This is a genomic window from Rhizobium sp. BK251, assembly GCF_004345245.1.
In the GTDB taxonomy this organism is placed as follows: domain Bacteria; phylum Pseudomonadota; class Alphaproteobacteria; order Rhizobiales; family Rhizobiaceae; genus Rhizobium.
Genome location: NZ_SLUQ01000001.1, coordinates 46,867 through 62,712 on the forward strand (window position 1 = coordinate 46,867; position 15,846 = coordinate 62,712).

Sequence of the window (15,846 nt, forward strand, 5' to 3'; positions counted from 1 at the left end):
GCCGCTGGCCGGGACCGCGAGCCGTCGCCAACGAATGAAGGCGGGACGATATCGCCCCGCCTTCCTGGTTAGTTCGGGCTTGCTCCGTAAAGGATCAGAACTCCGTCCAGTCCGCTTCCTTGGTGGGTGCTGCGCCACCGAAGGCGTTGGCAAGCTTCTGGCCGAGGGCGCGTGCCGGTGAAGGGGCAGGGCGAGCCTTGCCATCGGCCACGCTGCGCACCGGCGCCGGCGCGGAAACGACCGGCCGGAAGACGCTGCGGGCAGCCGTCGGAGCGGCGGGAGCAGCCATGGCATCGGTGCCGGTCAGCTTGAACTGGCCGAGCAGGGCGGTCAGCGCGGAGGCCTCGCTGGCGAGCGTGTGGCTGGCGGCTGTGCTTTCCTCGACCATCGCGGCATTCTGCTGCGTACCCTGGTCCATGGTGTTGACCGCGGTGTTGATTTCCTGGAGCCCGGTCGACTGCTCGCGCGATGCTTCTGCGATCGCGTGGACATGCTGGTTGATCTCCTGGACCTCCAATACGATCGCATCGAGCGCCTTGCCGGTCTCGCCGACCAGCGAAACGCCTGTCTGGACATGCGTCGCGGAGTTGGTGATCAGCGACTTGATCTCCTTCGCCGCATTGGCGGAGCGCTGGGCGAGCTCGCGAACTTCCTGTGCGACGACGGCAAAGCCCTTGCCGGCTTCGCCCGCGCGTGCCGCTTCCACGCCGGCATTGAGAGCAAGCAGGTTGGTCTGGAAGGCGATGTCGTCAATGACACCGATGATATTGCCAATCTCGACGGAAGACTGCTCGATGAGGTGCATGGCGTCGACGGCCTTGCGGACGACCTCGCCGGATTTCTCGGCACCGGTCCGCGTGCGGCCGACGAGCCGGCTTGCCTCTTCGGCGCGCCGTGCCGCATCCTTGACCGTCGTCGTGATCTCCTCGAGTGCAGCGGCCGTTTCTTCCACGGAGGCGGCCTGCTGCTCGGTGCGTCTCGAAAGCTCGTCGGCCGACGAACGGATCTCGTTGGCGCCGGCGCCGATCGCCCGGGCATTGCTGCCGACGGCACGCATGGCCTCGTTCAGCTTGGCAATCGAATTGTTGAAGTCCTGCCGCAGCGCTTCGAGGTTTTCGGTGAAAGGCGTTTCGATGCGGGATGCGAGGTCGCCTTCCGCAAGACGCTGCAGGCCGTCACCCAGGGCCTGGACGGCGCGCTGCAGATTGGCGGCCTCCGCGGCCTTCTGGCCTTCCCTTTCACGGCGTTCGCCTTCGGAGATGTTCCGGTCGGCTTCAGCCTGGGCCTCGAGCCGGACCCGATCGACCGCATTGTCGCGGAAGACGGACACGGCGGCAGCCATCTGGCCGATCTCGTCGCGGCGGTCGAGCCCGTCGATCTCGGCCTCGGTGTGACCTTCGGCAAGCGCCGTCATTCTTTCGCGCAGGAGCGCCATCGGTCGCGTGATGCCCGCATGGGAGATATAGGTCGCAAGCCCGATGACGAGCAGGACCAGTCCGCCGAGGGCGCCTATGCACCAGTTGATACGCGAATTCACGGAGACGGAGAGGGCATCACCACCATCATTCAGCAGGCTCATCATGATGTCGTTGTTAGCGATCATTTTCGGCGTGATGACCGATACCTTTTCGCTGACCTCCGCGATCGCCATGTCGGCGCCCTTCGCGTCGCCGGCCTTGTGCAGGTCGATCGCCTTCTGCGTGAGCGCCTCCAGTTCGTTCGTCTCGGCGATCAGCTCGTTGAGCGCCTCCTGCCGGCTGGGGACGAGTTCCGCGGCCTGCTTCATGCGGTCCCGCGCCTGCCCGAACTTGCTCGCGGCCTTTGCAGCCGCCTCGAATTCTGGCGTGCCGGGTTCGAAGTTCAGGAGAAGGCTCGCCTGCAGCACCGAGGATAGCATCGATGAGTTGGCGCGCGCGCCCTGCATGGCAGCCGTCGCCTCGCGGTCGATGAAGGTGCCATAGGTGGCGTCCGCGCGCCGGAACTCCGTGGACACGTAGAAAAGCCCTGCGAGCGAAATGACGCCGAGCAGGATGATGACCGAGAGGATCTTCGTTCGGATCTTGGAATGCTTGAGCATGGATCTGTCACCCATCGTCTGGCTAAATCGTTTGATCGAAACGCAGCCGGGCGCCGCGAAAAATTCGCAGCGTGGCGGCGCATTCGGCAATACCTCTGGGAAAGGCGTGACAACCATGCTTCATGCGGTCGGCCCGGCAGGGTCGGCGTCGTCCTGGCCAATAGAATCCATATTGTTTAACTGGCTCCTAACAGGGTAAAGCGAATAGCTGCCTTTTCGCCGGACCGATGCCGTTCCCTGCGCCTTCAGCTCGGCTTTGCGCCGAGTTGCGCGGAGGGCCGATGCGGCGTCTTGTGCCAGAAGAATGGGTTGGTGCGCAGCTCCAGCACCGCGCGCCAGGCGGCAAAGGAGACCATGAGCCAGTAGATCGGTACCGCGGCCCAGCGCCAGCCGATCTGGCGCTTCTCGTGCTCGATCATCGCCGCCATCCCAAGCACCAGGAACGTCGCGTAGCTGCCGAAGAGATTGACGAAGTCGATGACGAAGAGCACGCGATCGCGTAGCGGAATGCCGACCGCGGGCGCTTCCAGCATGGCGACTGCAGCCTGGACGACGAAGGCAAACATCAGCGGATGCGCCAGCGACGAGATCAGCATGCCGCCGATCAACAGGTGGAAGATCAGGAAGGCTCGCGTCCCCATTTCGCGGCGCAGGCCGCCCGGGTCGCGCATCAACACCAGCCATGTCTGCAGCCAGCCCTTGAACCAGCGCGTGCGCTGGCCGGTCCAGACACGCAGCGTCACCGGCGCGTCTTCGAGCGTCTGCCGGCTGATGACCTCTGACCGGTAGCCGAGCCGGAAGAGCCGCATCCCGAGATCGGCATCCTCCGTCACGTTGAAGGGGTCCCAGGCGCCGTTGGCAATGAGGACATCCTTGCGGAAATGGTTCGAGGTGCCGCCAAGCGGCAGCGGCATCCGGTTACGCGCCAGCATCGGCAGCAGCGCACGGAAGAGGGCGGAATATTCGAGCGAGAACAGGGCGCTGATCCAGGATTCGCGTCCATTGGCGATGATCAGCGGCGCCTGCAGGCAGGCGACGTCCTCGGGCGCCGCGCAAAAGCGTGCATGAGCCTCGCGCAGCTGGTCGGGATGCGGCCTGTCCTCGGCATCATAGACCGCGACATAGCGTCCGCGGGCTCCGGCGAGCGCGTAGGACAGCGCCTTGGGCTTGGTTCGCGGCTTCATCGCCGGCACTTCGACGATTTCGAAGTGATTACCGAGGCCCTGTGCGCGGAATGCGTCGATCGTCTCGTGGTCGTCCGCCTCGCAGACGAGCTTGATGTCGAGTCGAGAAGGAGGCCAGTTCAGACGCTTCAGCGTCTTGACGAGCTGCGCGGCCACCTCTGCCTCGCGATAGCAGGCGACCAGCACGGTGTAGACCGGCAGCTCCCCGTCGTCGGCGGCCGGCATAGGCGTTGTTCGCTGGCGCCTGAAGGTCACTGCCCGAATGCGCAGCAGCAGCGCTGCAAGATAGAGCGACGAGATTGCGATGTGCAGGGTGAGCAGCGCGAGCCCGCTCGTCGCCAGCGCCGCCACGAGAAGGCTGCAGCTAATTCCGGCATAGAATCCCTGCTTGCCTGAAAAGACGACGCGAGCGCTGAAACGCGGCTGCCGCTCGAAAAGGCTGTTCACCGCATCTCGTACGCGCCGGGCGGCTCCGGCGGTCCAGACGGCCCCGCGCACCGTGGATGGCGAGGCGATCGCGATCGCGTCTCGCAGCTCCGGAAGCTGGGCGAGGAGGCGCCGCAGATGGGATACCTTGCGCGCCTCCGGCACGATGACGGTCAGTGCCTTGCGCGAGTGGTTGAGGCGCACGATCGACGGACGCAGCAGCTGTTGATCCAGACGCGCACTGTCCTTGATCAGATTGTCGCCGATCCGCTCGACATAGGGCAGTCGAAGCAGCCGCGCGAGCGCTGCATAGTAGGAACTTTCCGTCACGAGACCGCTGCTCAGGAGCTCGCTCTCGATACTGGTGCCGTAGCGTTCGGCCTTCCGCGCCGCTGCTTCGATGCTCGGCTTTCCGATGCCGAGTTCGCGCAGGAGCGCTATCTCTGATTGAGGACAGAGCGTCTCCGGCGTCTCGCCGGCGCCTGTTTGCAGATACAGTTCGTCGTCGGCCGCCGTGGCGGCTCGCCCCTCATATTCCCCGATGCGCATGACTCTGATACACCGTCACCTAGGCGGTGACGCTCCCCCATGCCTAACCCCGAGGTCGGATCATAATGCAGCATTCGCGTCTTGCACCCCTAGATTTTAGTGGAATATTCGCGTTATGCGCGATTTTGGTTGTATTCTTTAGCAGTACACCACTTCGGGCCCAGCCTGCCGATGAGCCGGCACTGCCTTTGCTTTTCGATTCCAGGGAAAGGCTCGCAAAGCCGGACCTGTCCTCCATCGTCCGGTTGCGCTTCCTGACGTCCGTCGACTTCCCGCCCTTCAATTTCACCGATCAGACGGGCAAGCTCGCCGGCTTTCACATCGACCTGGCACGGGAGATCTGCTCCGAACTGGATATCGCCGAGAAATGCCAGATCCAGGCCTTGCCTTTCGCGGACCTGGAGAGTGCGCTGGCCGCCTCCCAGGGTGATGCCGTTATCGCCGGCGTCGCCGTCACGCCCGAACTGCGCAAGAACTTCGCCTTCTCCCGGGCCTTCCTCATGCTGCCGGCGCGCTTCGTGCTCAACTCCAAGGCGCCGGCCGCAACCACTGCTGCCTCCCTCGCCGGGCGCCCGGTCGGCGTCGTCGGCAACACGGTGCATGAGACAATGCTGAAGACCTTCTTTCCGGCCGTTAAACCAGTCTCGTTCGAAGACAGGAACGACATGCTGACGGCGCTGAAGGAGGGCAGGGTGGACGCGGCCTTTGCCGATGGACTGCAACTGTCCTTCTGGGTTTCCTCGCCGGCATCGGAGAAATGCTGCACGCTCTTCGACGGGCCTTACATGTCCGAGCGTTTTCTGGGCGAGGGCATGACCATCATGCTGCGCCAGAAGGACGATGTGCTGACGGCCGCGATAGACCATGCCCTTGCGGCGCTTTCTCGCAATGGAAGGTTGCAGGAAATCTACCTGCGTTATTTCCCGAACGGACTTTACTGAGGTCTATTTGCGGTAGCGCGCAATGGCGCTGCGCTCGATCGCTGCACAGGTCAGCTTGTCGAGGCCGAGACGATCGCGCAGCAGGCTGAGCAGGCGCAGTTCTTCCGCCTTGACGCTCATATCGGCCGATGCCACCTCGACGGCGAGCGCATAGACCGTGTCATAGAGCCGCGTGGGCACCGTGTCGCGAATGATCTCGAGGACGATATCCAGCCCTTCCGGCCCGTTCAGCAACACCGCGCAGTCCCTCGAAACGGAGATCAGCCTCTCCTCGTCGAAATCTTCGAAGACCGGCAGCACCTGGATCAGCTGGCCGATGCGGGAAAGCTCGAAGTCGTTCATCGTGCGGTCCACGGCGGACGCGATCACCATGACGTAGATCAGGGCTTCGTGGGTGGAAAGCGGCTTGTTCATGCTGGCAATGTCCTCCTTGATGCAGCCGAACGTAGGGATTGGAGCGGCGCGTAGCAAGAGCGCCCGGCGTCTGTTTCAGGCTACGGCCGCCTTCGGCGCGGATCGTTGCCGTAGATTCCATGCCGCGCCTGCCGTGCCGCGTCGCCGAGACCGGCAAGCGATGACCCCGCAACGGCCTCGACCCAGCCGTTCTGCACAAGCCAGGCCGCAATGCTCTGCTCGCCGATGTTGCACCCCGCGTTGGCCGTCCCCCGCCAGTCGGCGCTCGGCAGGTCGCAGGCGACGGTCCGGTTGCGCAGGAAGAGCCGCAGCGCCGTCTTTGCCATCATGCCGCAGGGCCAGGAATTGCCGTCCTCGCCGGTGCATATCTTGTCCGGCTCGGTGGGGACGATATCCTTGATCTGCAGGCGCCGTTCGCCGAAGACAAGGATGCCGGCCTCCTCGACCGTCGGCCTGGGAAGTTCGACCGCCTTGTTGCTGCTTGCCGCGGCCTTGCTGCTCGTCGGCGGCGTACCGCCCGTTCCCGTCGTGGGAGGGCTCGCCGGGGAGGAGGATTGTGCGGTCTCGATCGGTGAGGCCGGTTGCCCACTCGCCGGCGCATTGGCGGGAGCTGCGGTTCCCGCATTCGCGGGTGCGCTCTCTTCTAGGGTTCGCTGCCCATCTTGAAGGCTCGTCGGCTCTCCCACGGCGCTCTCCATTTGCGGGTCGCTCGAGGCACGCTGGATATGCGCTTCGCCCACGGTGAGCAGCACTGCGACCGCTGCCATTCCCCCTAATCCGGTGAAGACGGCTGTCGCGCGCATGGAGAAAACTTTCCTATTGGCTTGCCCAGATGATCCGGGCGATCCATTCCACATCCGCAAGCTCGAGCGCCCGGTTCGGATGGTCCGGATTGAGCGACATGAGCTCGATCGATCGGGCGCTCTGGCGAAGCAGCACTTTGGCCATGACCTCGCCCTCCCGGGTCTTGACAACTACGCGGTCGCCGCGACGCACCTGCGCGCCGGGCTCGACGATCAGGACGTCGCCGTCGCGATAGAGCGGCATCATGCTGTCGCCCTGCACTTCGAGCGCGTAGACGCCGGCCTTGCGGGAAGGGGCGGCCGGAAACTCTACCACGTCCCATCCCTGTCCCGCCGGAAAACCGCCGTCGTCGAAGAAGCCGCCGGCACCCGCCTGGGCGAAGCCCAGCAGGGGGATGGAGCCAGCCTGCGGCGGAAATGCCCCGTCCGGCAGGGCCGAGCCGGCGCCCGCCGGGCGCATGAAGCTCAGGAACTGTTCCATGCTGGCGCCCGTTGCCTCCAGCACCTTGGCAATCGATTCCGTCGAGGGCCAGCGCAGCCGTCCGTCCGGGCCGAGCCGCTTCGACTTGTTGAAGGACGTCGGATCGAGGCCTGCCCGCCGCGCAAGACCGGAAGGCGTCAGGTCATGCCGCTCGGCAAGCCGATCGATCGCCTCCCATATCTGATCGTGTGACAGCATCGTCGCCTGCGTCCCGGGCCTGTCGGCGCCCTCTCGAATATCTCCGCGGAGATTAGCCGACGCTTGCGCGCGAGTAAAGAGATGGAAAGGAATAAAATCCTCTTCCTCCCGTTCCGAAGGCGCTGGGACAGAAAGCGTCCGCCTATGCGACCATGGCCATGTTGATCTTGCCGAGCTGGATCACCGCCTGCGTGCGGCTGTCCACGTTGAGCTTGAGAAGGATGGCGGAGACATGTGCCTTGATCGTCGCCTCGGAGACGCTGAGTTCATAGGCGATCTGCTTGTTGAGAAGTCCTTCCGCCAGCATGGTCAGGACGCGGCCCTGCTGCGGCGTCAGCGTGTGCAGGCGGTGGATGAGGTCGGCGACGTCGGGATCCTGCTCCTGCCCGCCCTGGTAGGATGTGGGTGTCGCGATATCGCCGGCGAGGACCGCCTGGATGCTCTGCCTGATGTCGTCGATGCCTGCCGACTTTGAAATGAAGCCCGACGCTCCGAGCTCCAGCGCACGGCGGATCGTCGTCGCGTCGTCGGTCGCGGAGATGATGACGATGGGAAGGCCAAGGAATTCTGCCCTCAGCGACATCAGGCCGGAAAAGCCGCTGATGCCGGGCATTGCAAGATCGAGCAGCATGAGATCTGCCTCGGGATGACGTGCCGCGGCCTCGCGAGCCGCCGTGAAGTCTCCCGCCTCCTCGATCCGCCAATTGCCGCCCATGTCGCTCACCGCTTGTCGAAGCGCACCGCGGAAAAGCGGATGATCGTCGGCGATAATGATTGTCTGCTCTGTCATCGAAAACCCCCTCCCAAGAGTTCGATCATTTCATTCTCTCCGATGATACCAGCATCAATTGAGACCTCCCTGATATACATCAAATCAGGTTTTCTGCGGTAAAATTTTGTCGTTTTCCCCTTCTCCCTGCAGCTCGCGCACGATCGCCATGAAGCCGCGCATCATCCGTTCCATGATCCCGAGCGTCCGGTCGACCTCGGCATCCGTCGGCAATTGGCCCTTGCCGGCCCCTTCGCCGACGGCCTTTTCGAGCGTCGCCACGCGTGCCGACAGCCGGTCGAGCTCGTCCTCATAGGCGGCGCGTTCGTCGGCCGCCATGCGGCAGACGAGTTCGCCGTCCTTCGGCGCGCAGATCGACATCGCGCCCGTCTGCTTGTCGAGGCGCACGAAGTTGTCGCCGCTGCGTTCCAGCTGGAAGCGCTCCCCACCCGGTTCGGCGGCAAGGACCGCCGCCGGCAGGAGAAGCGCTGCGAGGCCGGTTGCGATAGCTCTCATCATCCTATCCTCCCGAATTTGCTGTCCGCCGGTCCGGCTATCGTCGGCCAGATTGGCGCAGGCCGCAAGTTTTTCGCCACTCGGGCGTGGACATTGGCGCGCCTTTTCGGCAAAGCCGTGGGTGACGCCGTTCGAGCGGCGCCCATGTCTCAAGGATCATGTCTCAAGGATCATGATGATGACGCCCACGCTTTACAAGATCGTGCCCGCCGCGCTCTGGCAACAGGCCAGAGAAACGGGCGTTTTTCATGGCGCGCCGGTTGATCTCGCCGACGGCTTCATCCATTTCTCGACGGCAAGCCAGGTGAAGGAGACGGCCGCGCGTCACTTCGCCGGTCAGAGCGGCCTGCTGCTCGTCGCGATCGACGGCGAGGCGCTCGGCGAGAAGCTGGTCTTCGAACCTTCGCGCGGCGGCGACCTCTTCCCGCATCTTTATCGGCCGCTACCGTTCTCCGCTGTCCTCTGGGAAAAACCTCTGCCGCTCGACGATGCCGGCCTGCACATCTTTCCGGAGCTTATGCCATGATGGGTGCCTTCCGGTCCGTCGCTCGCCGGGGCCTCTTTCTCTTCGATCCCGAGGCGGCGCATGGCATGTCGATTGCGGCGCTGAAGGCCGGCGTTGTTCCCGCCTGCCGTCTGGCGCCCGATCCGCGGCTGCGCCAGACCGTGGCCGGGCTCGACTTTGCCAATCCGCTCGGCATGGCAGCGGGCTACGACAAGAACGCCGAGGTGCCGGAGGCGCTGCTGCGGCTCGGCTTCGGCTTCACGGAGATCGGAACGGTCACGCCGAAGCCGCAGGCCGGTAATCCGCGCCCGCGCATCTTCCGCCTCGTCGAGGACGACGGCGTCATCAATCGCCTCGGCTTCAACAACGAAGGCCACGAGGCCGCCTTCCGCCGGCTCGCCGCGATCCGCGGCAACGGCATCGTCGGCGTCAATATCGGTGCCAACAAGGACAGCCCCGATCGCATCGCAGATTACGTGGCCGGCATCCGCCGCTTCTATTCCGTCGCACGCTATTTCACAGCCAATATCTCCTCGCCCAACACGCCGGGCCTGCGCGACCTTCAGGCGCGCGAAAGTCTCTCCGCGCTGCTTTCGGCCGTGCTTGCCGCCCGAGACGAGGAGGCGACGCGCGCCGGCAGGAAGATCCCCGTCTTCCTGAAGATCGCGCCGGACCTCACCGAGGAGGGGATGGACGACATCGCCGCCGAGGTGCTGTCCCACTCGCTCGACGGGCTGATTGTCTCCAACACCACGCTTGCCCGCGATGGCCTGAAAGACCAGCTGCAGGCAAAGGAGACCGGCGGCCTCTCCGGCAAGCCGCTCTTTGCGCGCTCGACCGCGGTGCTCGCGAAGATGCGCCGCCGCGTCGGCGAGACGCTTCCGATCATCGGCGTCGGTGGGGTGTCGTCGGCCGAGACGGCGCTGGAAAAGATCCGCGCCGGCGCCGATCTGGTGCAGCTCTATTCCTGCATGGTCTACGAGGGGCCTGGACTTCCCGGAGAGATCATTCGCGGGCTCTCCCAGCTTCTCGACAGAAACGGCGCGAAGTCCATCCGCGAACTGCGCGATACGAAACTCGACTACTGGGCCACGCGGAACGTCTGATCCGCGCGAGGTCGCACCAACACCAGCAGGAAGAAGCCGCGGAACAGCAGGAAGCTGTTCAGCGCAAACCAAAGGCCGTGATTGCCGAAGAGCGGCACGAAGATGGCGAGCGCAATGAGATAGCCGACGAAGGACAGCAGCATGCGGTTGCGCATGTCCTTCGACCACGTCGCACCGATGAAGACGCCGTCCATCAGGAAGGCGAGTGCGCCCGTCAGCCCGGTGACTGCCGCCCAGGGCAGGTAGATCCCCGCAATCTCGCGAACCTCCGGCGAGGTCGTAAGCCCGGCAACCAGGGAAGAACCGGCAAGGAGGAAGAAGAGGGTCGCGGCGGCAGCCAGTCCGAATGACCAGACCGCCGTCAGCTTCAGCCCGCGGTCGAAGGCCGGTCGATAGCCGGCTCCGATTGCCCGGCCCGTGATCTGTTCGGCGGCATTGGCAAGCCCGTCGAGATAGTAGCCCGACAGCAGGAAGAAGTTCATGAGCACCGCATTGGCTGCCAGCGTCACCGCGCCGAAGCCGGTACCGATCCGCGTCATCAGCGTGAAGGCGCCGAGCAGCACGAAGGTGCGGATCAGGATGTCGCGATTGAGCGCGAAGAGCTCGGCGAGCCGATGCCGGGAGAGGATTTCTGCCCATCCCGGGCGGTTTGTCCTGCCGAAGCCGTAGAGAACGATGATGAGGCCCGCGAGCGCGCCGGCCGTTTCGCCGATCACCGTGCCCCAGGCGACGCCTGCCACGCCCCAGCCGTGCACGAGCCCCAGGAGGATCGAGAGCACGATGTTGATGCCGTTGATGATCGTCTGCAGCAGGAGGCCGATGCTTCCCTGGCCGCGACCCAGCACGAAGCCGAGGATGGCGTAGTTGGCAAGCGCCATCGGCCCGGCGAGGATGCGGATGGAGAAATAGGTGCTCGTCGCCTCGGCGACCGCGCCTTGGGCACCCATCAGCTTCAGCCCTCCCGCAAGCAGCAGCGGCGAGATGGCAAGCATCAGTACGCCGCAGGCGATAGCCGATATCAGCGCACGCCAGAAGACGGCCTGCTCCTCGCGGTCATCGTGCCGGCCGAAGGCCTGTGCGGTAAGCCCGGTTGTCGAAGAGCGCAGGAAGTTGAAGCTCGCGAAGATCAGGTCGAAGAGCACGGCCCCGATCGCAAGGCCGGCGAGGGAGTCCGCTTCACCGAGCCGCCCGACGACCGCCGTCGCCGTGAGGCCGAGCAGCGGCGTCGTCATGAATCCGAGCGTCATCGGAATGGCGATGGAAAGCACGAGGCGGTGTGTCACATCGAAGGCAAGCGCCTTCTGGCCATGTGCCATGCTATCCATCTGGGTCTCCGCGCGAGACGGGAATCGCCTCAGGCCGAAAGTACCATGGCCCAATAAGGCACGTTCTTGGAAGCGGTATTGTGTGCGACGGCGACGCCAAGCCCGTTATAGCGTCCCAGCATGTTTTCCAGGTGATGCTGCGAGTTTATCCAGGCCTGGACCACCGCTTCGACGCTCTGCTGGCCGGCCGCGATGTTTTCCGCGGCGGGCAGCCTGACGCCGCTTGCCTTTACGCGGGTGGTGAAGCTGTCGGTAAGCCCCATCAAATGCTTCATCTTGCCGGCCGATGCCATGCGCTTGGCCTGGAAGAGGGCCGCATCCGTTGCGGCGGGATCGACCGAGAGCGGCGGCAGGCCGTTTTTCGCGCGCAGCGAATTGACCAGGGGAAGGGCTGCTGCCGTCTGGTCATCGCCGCTCGACGGCGTGGAGGACTGCTTCGGCGCAGTGGCGCAGCTGGCGACGCCTGCAACGAGCGCAAGTCCGGTGAAACGAAGGGCGTCGCGGCGTGAAACAAGCAGGAGCGATGAGTTCATGTTACCGGCGATAGCTGAAGACACGGAGGATGACGAAGAGCGGCACGACGATGGTCGCCCCTAGCAGGAGATAATCTCCAATCCTGCCCAGCGCGGAGAAACCGCGATGCCACAGATCCAGTATGAAGTCACGAATGCCGTAGATGAAGTCCATCGGCGCCCAGCCGAAGACGGTCATCACGAAGCCGACGATCAGCGAAACGACGACGAGCTTCACCAGCGTGCGGCCGGGTGAATCCCCAAGGAAGCGATTGACCTGGTCGGACATGCACAATCTCCTGTTTGCCCTGAGATAAGCGTGCGAATCGCAGCCCGCAAGCGATTTTCGGGGCATTACAGCACCGCGCGTCACATATGGCACGCCAGGCACGCTGCAGAATTTCGAATCGGCCGCATAATTCCCCAGCTCGATTCCGAATCGAGGGATCATGCGGCAGGCCTCGTCCCTGAAATAGGACTTGAGTTTTTTTGTGGCCGGCGCAAGAAGCCCGGATCGAACAGGGATCCAACATGCAGCCCAGCCAGCTTTCCTCCGGCGACGTGATCGCCGATCGCCGCGCCGACTACGCGAAGATGCTGGACGAGGGCGGCGAGCCGCAGGCCGCCGCGGAACTGATGGAACAGGCACTGGAACTCGCCCCCCACTGGGCTGCCGGCTGGTTTCGGCTTGCGACCTACCGCGAGAAGGCGGGTGTCCTGACTGAAGCGATCGCGGCCTACCGGCAGGTCCTCGACCTCGATCCGCAGGATATCTTTGGCGCGAGCCTCAAGCTTGCGCTCCTCGGTGGCGGTTCAATCCCGGAGGCGCCGCCCAGCCGCTATGTCGAGCGGCTTTTCGACGACTATGCCGACCGCTTCGAGAATTCGCTGGTCGAAAAGCTTGACTATGTCGTACCGCAGAAGCTTGCAGCTCTCGTGCGTGCGGCCGGCGAGACGTTCGAGCGTGCAGTCGATCTCGGCTGCGGCACCGGCCTCCTCGGGCCGGAAATCCGCAGCCGCGTCGGTTATCTCGAAGGCTTCGACCTGTCGCAGAATATGCTGGCCAAGGCCGCTGAAAAGCGTGTCTACGACCATCTCGGACAAGCCGATCTGTCGTTGTCGCCACAGGCTTCGGGGCTCTTTTCCGAGGCCATGCCAAAGCATCGCGCCGACCTCGTCACTGCCGCAGACGTGCTGATGTATCTCGGGAATCTCGAGAGCGTGTTTGCCATCGTCACGGATCTGGCGGCGGTGCACGCGACTTTCGCATTTTCGGTCGAGGATGCCGGTGATGGGAGTGGCTACCACCTGGCTCCGTCGCTGCGCTACGCCCATTCCGAAACCTACGTGCGAGCCCTTTGCGGACGCCATGGTCTTTCGGTCGAGAGGCTGGAGCGCACGGCCATTCGCAAAGATGGCGGCAAGCCGGTGCCAGGCATTCTTTTCGTTACACACAGATGAACCGGCGCGAACATTTCTTGCGAATTTGAAATAGGTCAGCATTGCTTACGTATTTCGCTTGCTCGCAGTTGCGAAAGACCGGATAATTCGCGCCATCAGCTGACCGGCGCCGGGACAGAAGCGCTCCAGCCTCCTTCACGATCAATCTAGCCGCCGCGCGGGGATTTCCTCGGCGCGCGCCACCTCGTCTGCCGTCCGGAGAGCAGCAATATGACCCAGCTTATCAGTGCCCTCGGTTTCTGGAACACCAGCGCGGCGCGCCACACGCCGGTGGAAGATGTGCAGGGCATTTTTTCCGGCAGCCTGGTCTCGGCGCTCGGCCTCTATCTCCTTGCGAGCGCCGGCCTGCTCACCGGCAGCACTGCCGGCGTCGCCTTCCTGCTTCACTATGCGTTCGGCGTCAATTTCGGTCTCGCCTTCTTCCTCCTCAACCTGCCCTTCTTCTACCTCTCCTGGAAGCGTCTCGGCGTCGCCTTCACGTTGAAGACCTTCATCGCCATCGGCCTAACCTCGCTGCTCACCAGCCTGCAGCCGAAGGTCATGCAGATCACGGCCATCCATCCGGCATGGGCGGGGATCCTCGGCGGCCTTCTTCTCGGTTTCGGTCTGCTTGCCCTTTATCGCCACCGCGCCAGCCTCGGCGGCGTCGGCATTCTCGGCATTTACCTGCAGGATCGCTTCGGCATACGTGCCGGTCTTGTCCAGCTTGCGGTCGACATGTGCGTTCTCGCAGCGGCGTTCTTCGTCACGACGCCGACCGTCGTCTTCTACTCGGTTCTCGGCGCCGTGGTTCTGAACCTCTTCCTCACCATCAACCACCGTGCCGACCGCTATATCGCCCTCTGAGAGATGAGCAGGAATGGCCAAATCTGAACTAAACGTAACTTGCCTGTGATCGGGCCGGGCGCGACACTTGCCCTGCGCCGGAAAGATGAGGTGAAGTTATGTCAGAGTTGGAAAAGCTTGTAAGACGCCGGATGCTGGAAGAATACGCCCGCGGCGCTTCCGCAGACGAGATTGCGCGGACTGTGCGCGATATCTTCAACAGCATCGATCTTTCGGATAGGCGGTTTATCCGGTCCGCGACTGCCGGTGCCTGATTGCTAATTGGCCGGTCCGATCTGTTCGGGCCGGTCTTTGTAGAGGTTGACGCACCCCCGATACGAAATCCCCCTTCTGACCCTCCTGGCTTTCCAACCGTGACCGACGTCAAATCGCCCGGCGTCGGGCAATGCCCCTCGCTCCCTTGATGGATGTTCTGCGGTTAGCCATCATGCGGCACAAGCGGACCTATCATGAGGAGGGGTGCATGGGTGAGGGACCGGCGCTGTTTCATACCCGTGCGTCGCTGCATGGCGATCTTCTGCGGTTCGGTCTGCGTTCGGGCGACGCTGTCATGGTTCACGCCGCCTTCAGTCGCGTCGGGCCAGTGCTGAACGGCCCGGATACGCTCATAGATGCCATTCTCGATATTGTTTCTCCTGCCGGCACCATTCTCGCCTATGCGGATTGGGATGCCCGCTACGATGGGTTTCTAGACGCGGAAGGCCGCATCGATGCGGCCTGGCGGGATCACATCCCGCCATTTGACCCGCAGGCATCGCGGGCGACACGCGACAACGGCATTCTTCCGGAGTTCCTGAGGACGCGCGTTCAAGCGAGGCGCAGCGGCAATCCTGGCGCCTCCGTCGCGGCTTTGGGGGCGATGGCCGAATGGTTCACGGCCGATCATCCGCTGGACTACGGCTACGGTCAGGGCTCGCCCTTCGAAAAGCTGGTGTCGGTCGGCGGCAAGGTGCTCATGGTCGGCGCGCCGCTCGATACGATGACGCTGCTCCACCACGCGGAACATCTGGCGCGGATTCCCGGGAAGCGCGTGAAGCGCTACGAAGTGCCTTTTGCCGATGACGGCGGCACGCGCTGGCGCATCGTGGAGGAGTTCGACACCTCCCATCCGGTGGTCGATGGCCTCGACGAGGATTACTTCGCAACCATCGTTGGCGAATTCCTTGCCTCGGGCGAAGGGGTCGCGGCGCCGATCGGCGACGCCCCGAGTGTTCTTGTGAATGCGGCGGCGATCACCGCATTTGCCGTCGCCTGGCTGGAGCGACGGACGCTCTGACCGTCAGGCCGCCTGGGCCGGCTTGTCGATCGGATGTTGCGAGAGAAGGCCGACGGCCAGTCGGTTCCAGATGTTGATCGCGCCGATCGCCACGGCGATGTTCGTCATCTCCTCCTCGGAGAACTGCGCCTTCAATGCCTCGTATTCCGCGTCGGGCGCGCCCGTCTGGGCGATGTTCGTCACCGCATCGACCCAGCCGAGCAAGGCCCGTTCCCTGGCGTCATAGACCGGGGATTCCCGCCAGACGCACATCAGATTGATCCACTGCTCGCTCAGGCCCACGCGCTTCCTTCACATGCATATCGACGCAGTACGCGCAGCCGTTGATCTGCGAGGCCCTGAGCTTGATGAGATGAATGAAGCGGCGCTCGAGCCCCGACTTCTGAACGTAGTCCTCGAGTATCAATCCGCTCGCTGATCCGCAAGAAATCGCGCGTCGATGTCGGGAAGCAATCGC

The 15,846-nt window shown here is 63.9% G+C and carries 16 protein-coding genes and 1 pseudogene; 6 read left to right on the forward strand and 11 right to left on the reverse strand.

The window, feature by feature from the left end; translation table 11 throughout:
• Positions 1–94: 94 nt before the first annotated feature.
• On the reverse strand, positions 95–2,077 hold the full coding sequence (locus tag EV286_RS00240) for a methyl-accepting chemotaxis protein (RefSeq protein WP_132954993.1): 1,983 nt from the start codon (positions 2,075–2,077) through the stop codon (positions 95–97).
• A gap of 245 nt (positions 2,078–2,322) precedes the next feature.
• Positions 2,323–4,236, reverse strand: a complete 1,914-nt coding sequence (locus EV286_RS00245; RefSeq protein WP_132954994.1) for a glycosyltransferase family 2 protein — start codon at positions 4,234–4,236, stop codon at positions 2,323–2,325.
• A gap of 65 nt (positions 4,237–4,301) precedes the next feature.
• Between EV286_RS00245 and EV286_RS00250 the strand changes: the two genes are divergently transcribed.
• Positions 4,302–5,177: a transporter substrate-binding domain-containing protein gene (locus EV286_RS00250; RefSeq protein ID WP_132954995.1), complete on the forward strand. Its 876-nt coding sequence runs from the start codon at positions 4,302–4,304 to the stop codon at positions 5,175–5,177.
• A 3-nt stretch (positions 5,178–5,180) separates the two neighbouring features.
• Here EV286_RS00250 and EV286_RS00255 read toward each other — a convergent pair whose 3' ends face one another.
• The 5 genes from EV286_RS00255 to EV286_RS00275 form a co-directional block, all read right to left on the reverse strand.
• Positions 5,181–5,591 carry a tellurite resistance TerB family protein gene (locus EV286_RS00255; RefSeq protein ID WP_132954996.1) on the reverse strand — a complete coding sequence of 137 codons (411 nt, stop codon included), beginning with the start codon at positions 5,589–5,591 and terminating at the stop codon, positions 5,181–5,183.
• An 80-nt stretch (positions 5,592–5,671) separates the two neighbouring features.
• On the reverse strand, positions 5,672–6,394 hold the full coding sequence (locus EV286_RS00260; RefSeq protein ID WP_132954997.1) for a thermonuclease family protein: 723 nt from the start codon (positions 6,392–6,394) through the stop codon (positions 5,672–5,674).
• 13 nt (positions 6,395–6,407) lie between these two features.
• The gene (locus EV286_RS00265) at positions 6,408–7,073 is read right to left on the reverse strand and encodes a helix-turn-helix transcriptional regulator (RefSeq protein ID WP_132954998.1); all 666 of its coding nucleotides are present in this window, start codon (positions 7,071–7,073) and stop codon (positions 6,408–6,410) included.
• A gap of 142 nt (positions 7,074–7,215) precedes the next feature.
• Positions 7,216–7,863 carry a response regulator transcription factor gene (locus EV286_RS00270; RefSeq protein ID WP_132954999.1) on the reverse strand — a complete coding sequence of 216 codons (648 nt, stop codon included), beginning with the start codon at positions 7,861–7,863 and terminating at the stop codon, positions 7,216–7,218.
• Between the two features lie 84 nt (positions 7,864–7,947).
• On the reverse strand, positions 7,948–8,358 hold the full coding sequence (locus EV286_RS00275) for a hypothetical protein (protein ID WP_132955689.1): 411 nt from the start codon (positions 8,356–8,358) through the stop codon (positions 7,948–7,950).
• A 172-nt stretch (positions 8,359–8,530) separates the two neighbouring features.
• Here EV286_RS00275 and EV286_RS00280 point away from each other — a divergent pair, with 172 nt between their 5' ends.
• Positions 8,531–8,884, forward strand: coding sequence for a DUF952 domain-containing protein (locus EV286_RS00280; RefSeq protein ID WP_132955000.1), 354 nt, complete (start codon positions 8,531–8,533; stop codon positions 8,882–8,884).
• A complete protein-coding gene (locus EV286_RS00285; protein WP_132955001.1) occupies positions 8,881–9,969 on the forward strand; it encodes a quinone-dependent dihydroorotate dehydrogenase in 1,089 nt (362 codons plus the stop codon). The genes EV286_RS00280 and EV286_RS00285 overlap by 4 nt, the downstream gene beginning before the upstream one ends.
• Here EV286_RS00285 and EV286_RS00290 read toward each other — a convergent pair.
• The 3 genes from EV286_RS00290 to EV286_RS00300 are packed head-to-tail and all read right to left on the reverse strand — an operon-like array spanning position 9,945 to position 12,095.
• The gene (locus tag EV286_RS00290; protein ID WP_132955002.1) at positions 9,945–11,294 is read right to left on the reverse strand and encodes an MATE family efflux transporter; all 1,350 of its coding nucleotides are present in this window, start codon (positions 11,292–11,294) and stop codon (positions 9,945–9,947) included. The genes EV286_RS00285 and EV286_RS00290 overlap by 25 nt on opposite strands.
• Before the next feature lie 29 nt (positions 11,295–11,323).
• Positions 11,324–11,827, reverse strand: coding sequence for a CAP domain-containing protein (locus EV286_RS00295; RefSeq protein WP_132955003.1), 504 nt, complete (start codon positions 11,825–11,827; stop codon positions 11,324–11,326).
• 1 nt (position 11,828) lies between these two features.
• Positions 11,829–12,095, reverse strand: a complete 267-nt coding sequence (locus EV286_RS00300; RefSeq protein WP_132955004.1) for a DUF6460 domain-containing protein — start codon at positions 12,093–12,095, stop codon at positions 11,829–11,831.
• A 242-nt stretch (positions 12,096–12,337) separates the two neighbouring features.
• Between EV286_RS00300 and EV286_RS00305 the strand changes: the two genes are divergently transcribed.
• The 3 genes from EV286_RS00305 to aac(3) all read left to right on the forward strand — a co-directional run bounded on the left by EV286_RS00305 (position 12,338) and on the right by aac(3) (position 15,389).
• Positions 12,338–13,267, forward strand: coding sequence for a methyltransferase (locus EV286_RS00305; protein ID WP_132955005.1), 930 nt, complete (start codon positions 12,338–12,340; stop codon positions 13,265–13,267).
• A 210-nt stretch (positions 13,268–13,477) separates the two neighbouring features.
• On the forward strand, positions 13,478–14,113 hold the full coding sequence (locus EV286_RS00310) for a YitT family protein (RefSeq protein WP_132955006.1): 636 nt from the start codon (positions 13,478–13,480) through the stop codon (positions 14,111–14,113).
• Between the two features lie 463 nt (positions 14,114–14,576).
• Complete coding sequence (aac(3), locus tag EV286_RS00315; RefSeq protein ID WP_132955007.1) at positions 14,577–15,389, forward strand: aminoglycoside 3-N-acetyltransferase; 813 nt, start codon at positions 14,577–14,579, stop codon at positions 15,387–15,389.
• A 3-nt stretch (positions 15,390–15,392) separates the two neighbouring features.
• On the opposite strand, the pseudogene EV286_RS00320 reads toward aac(3), so the two are convergent.
• A pseudogene (locus tag EV286_RS00320) lies at positions 15,393–15,843 on the reverse strand (carboxymuconolactone decarboxylase family protein).
• Between the last annotated feature and the right edge of the window lie 3 nt (positions 15,844–15,846).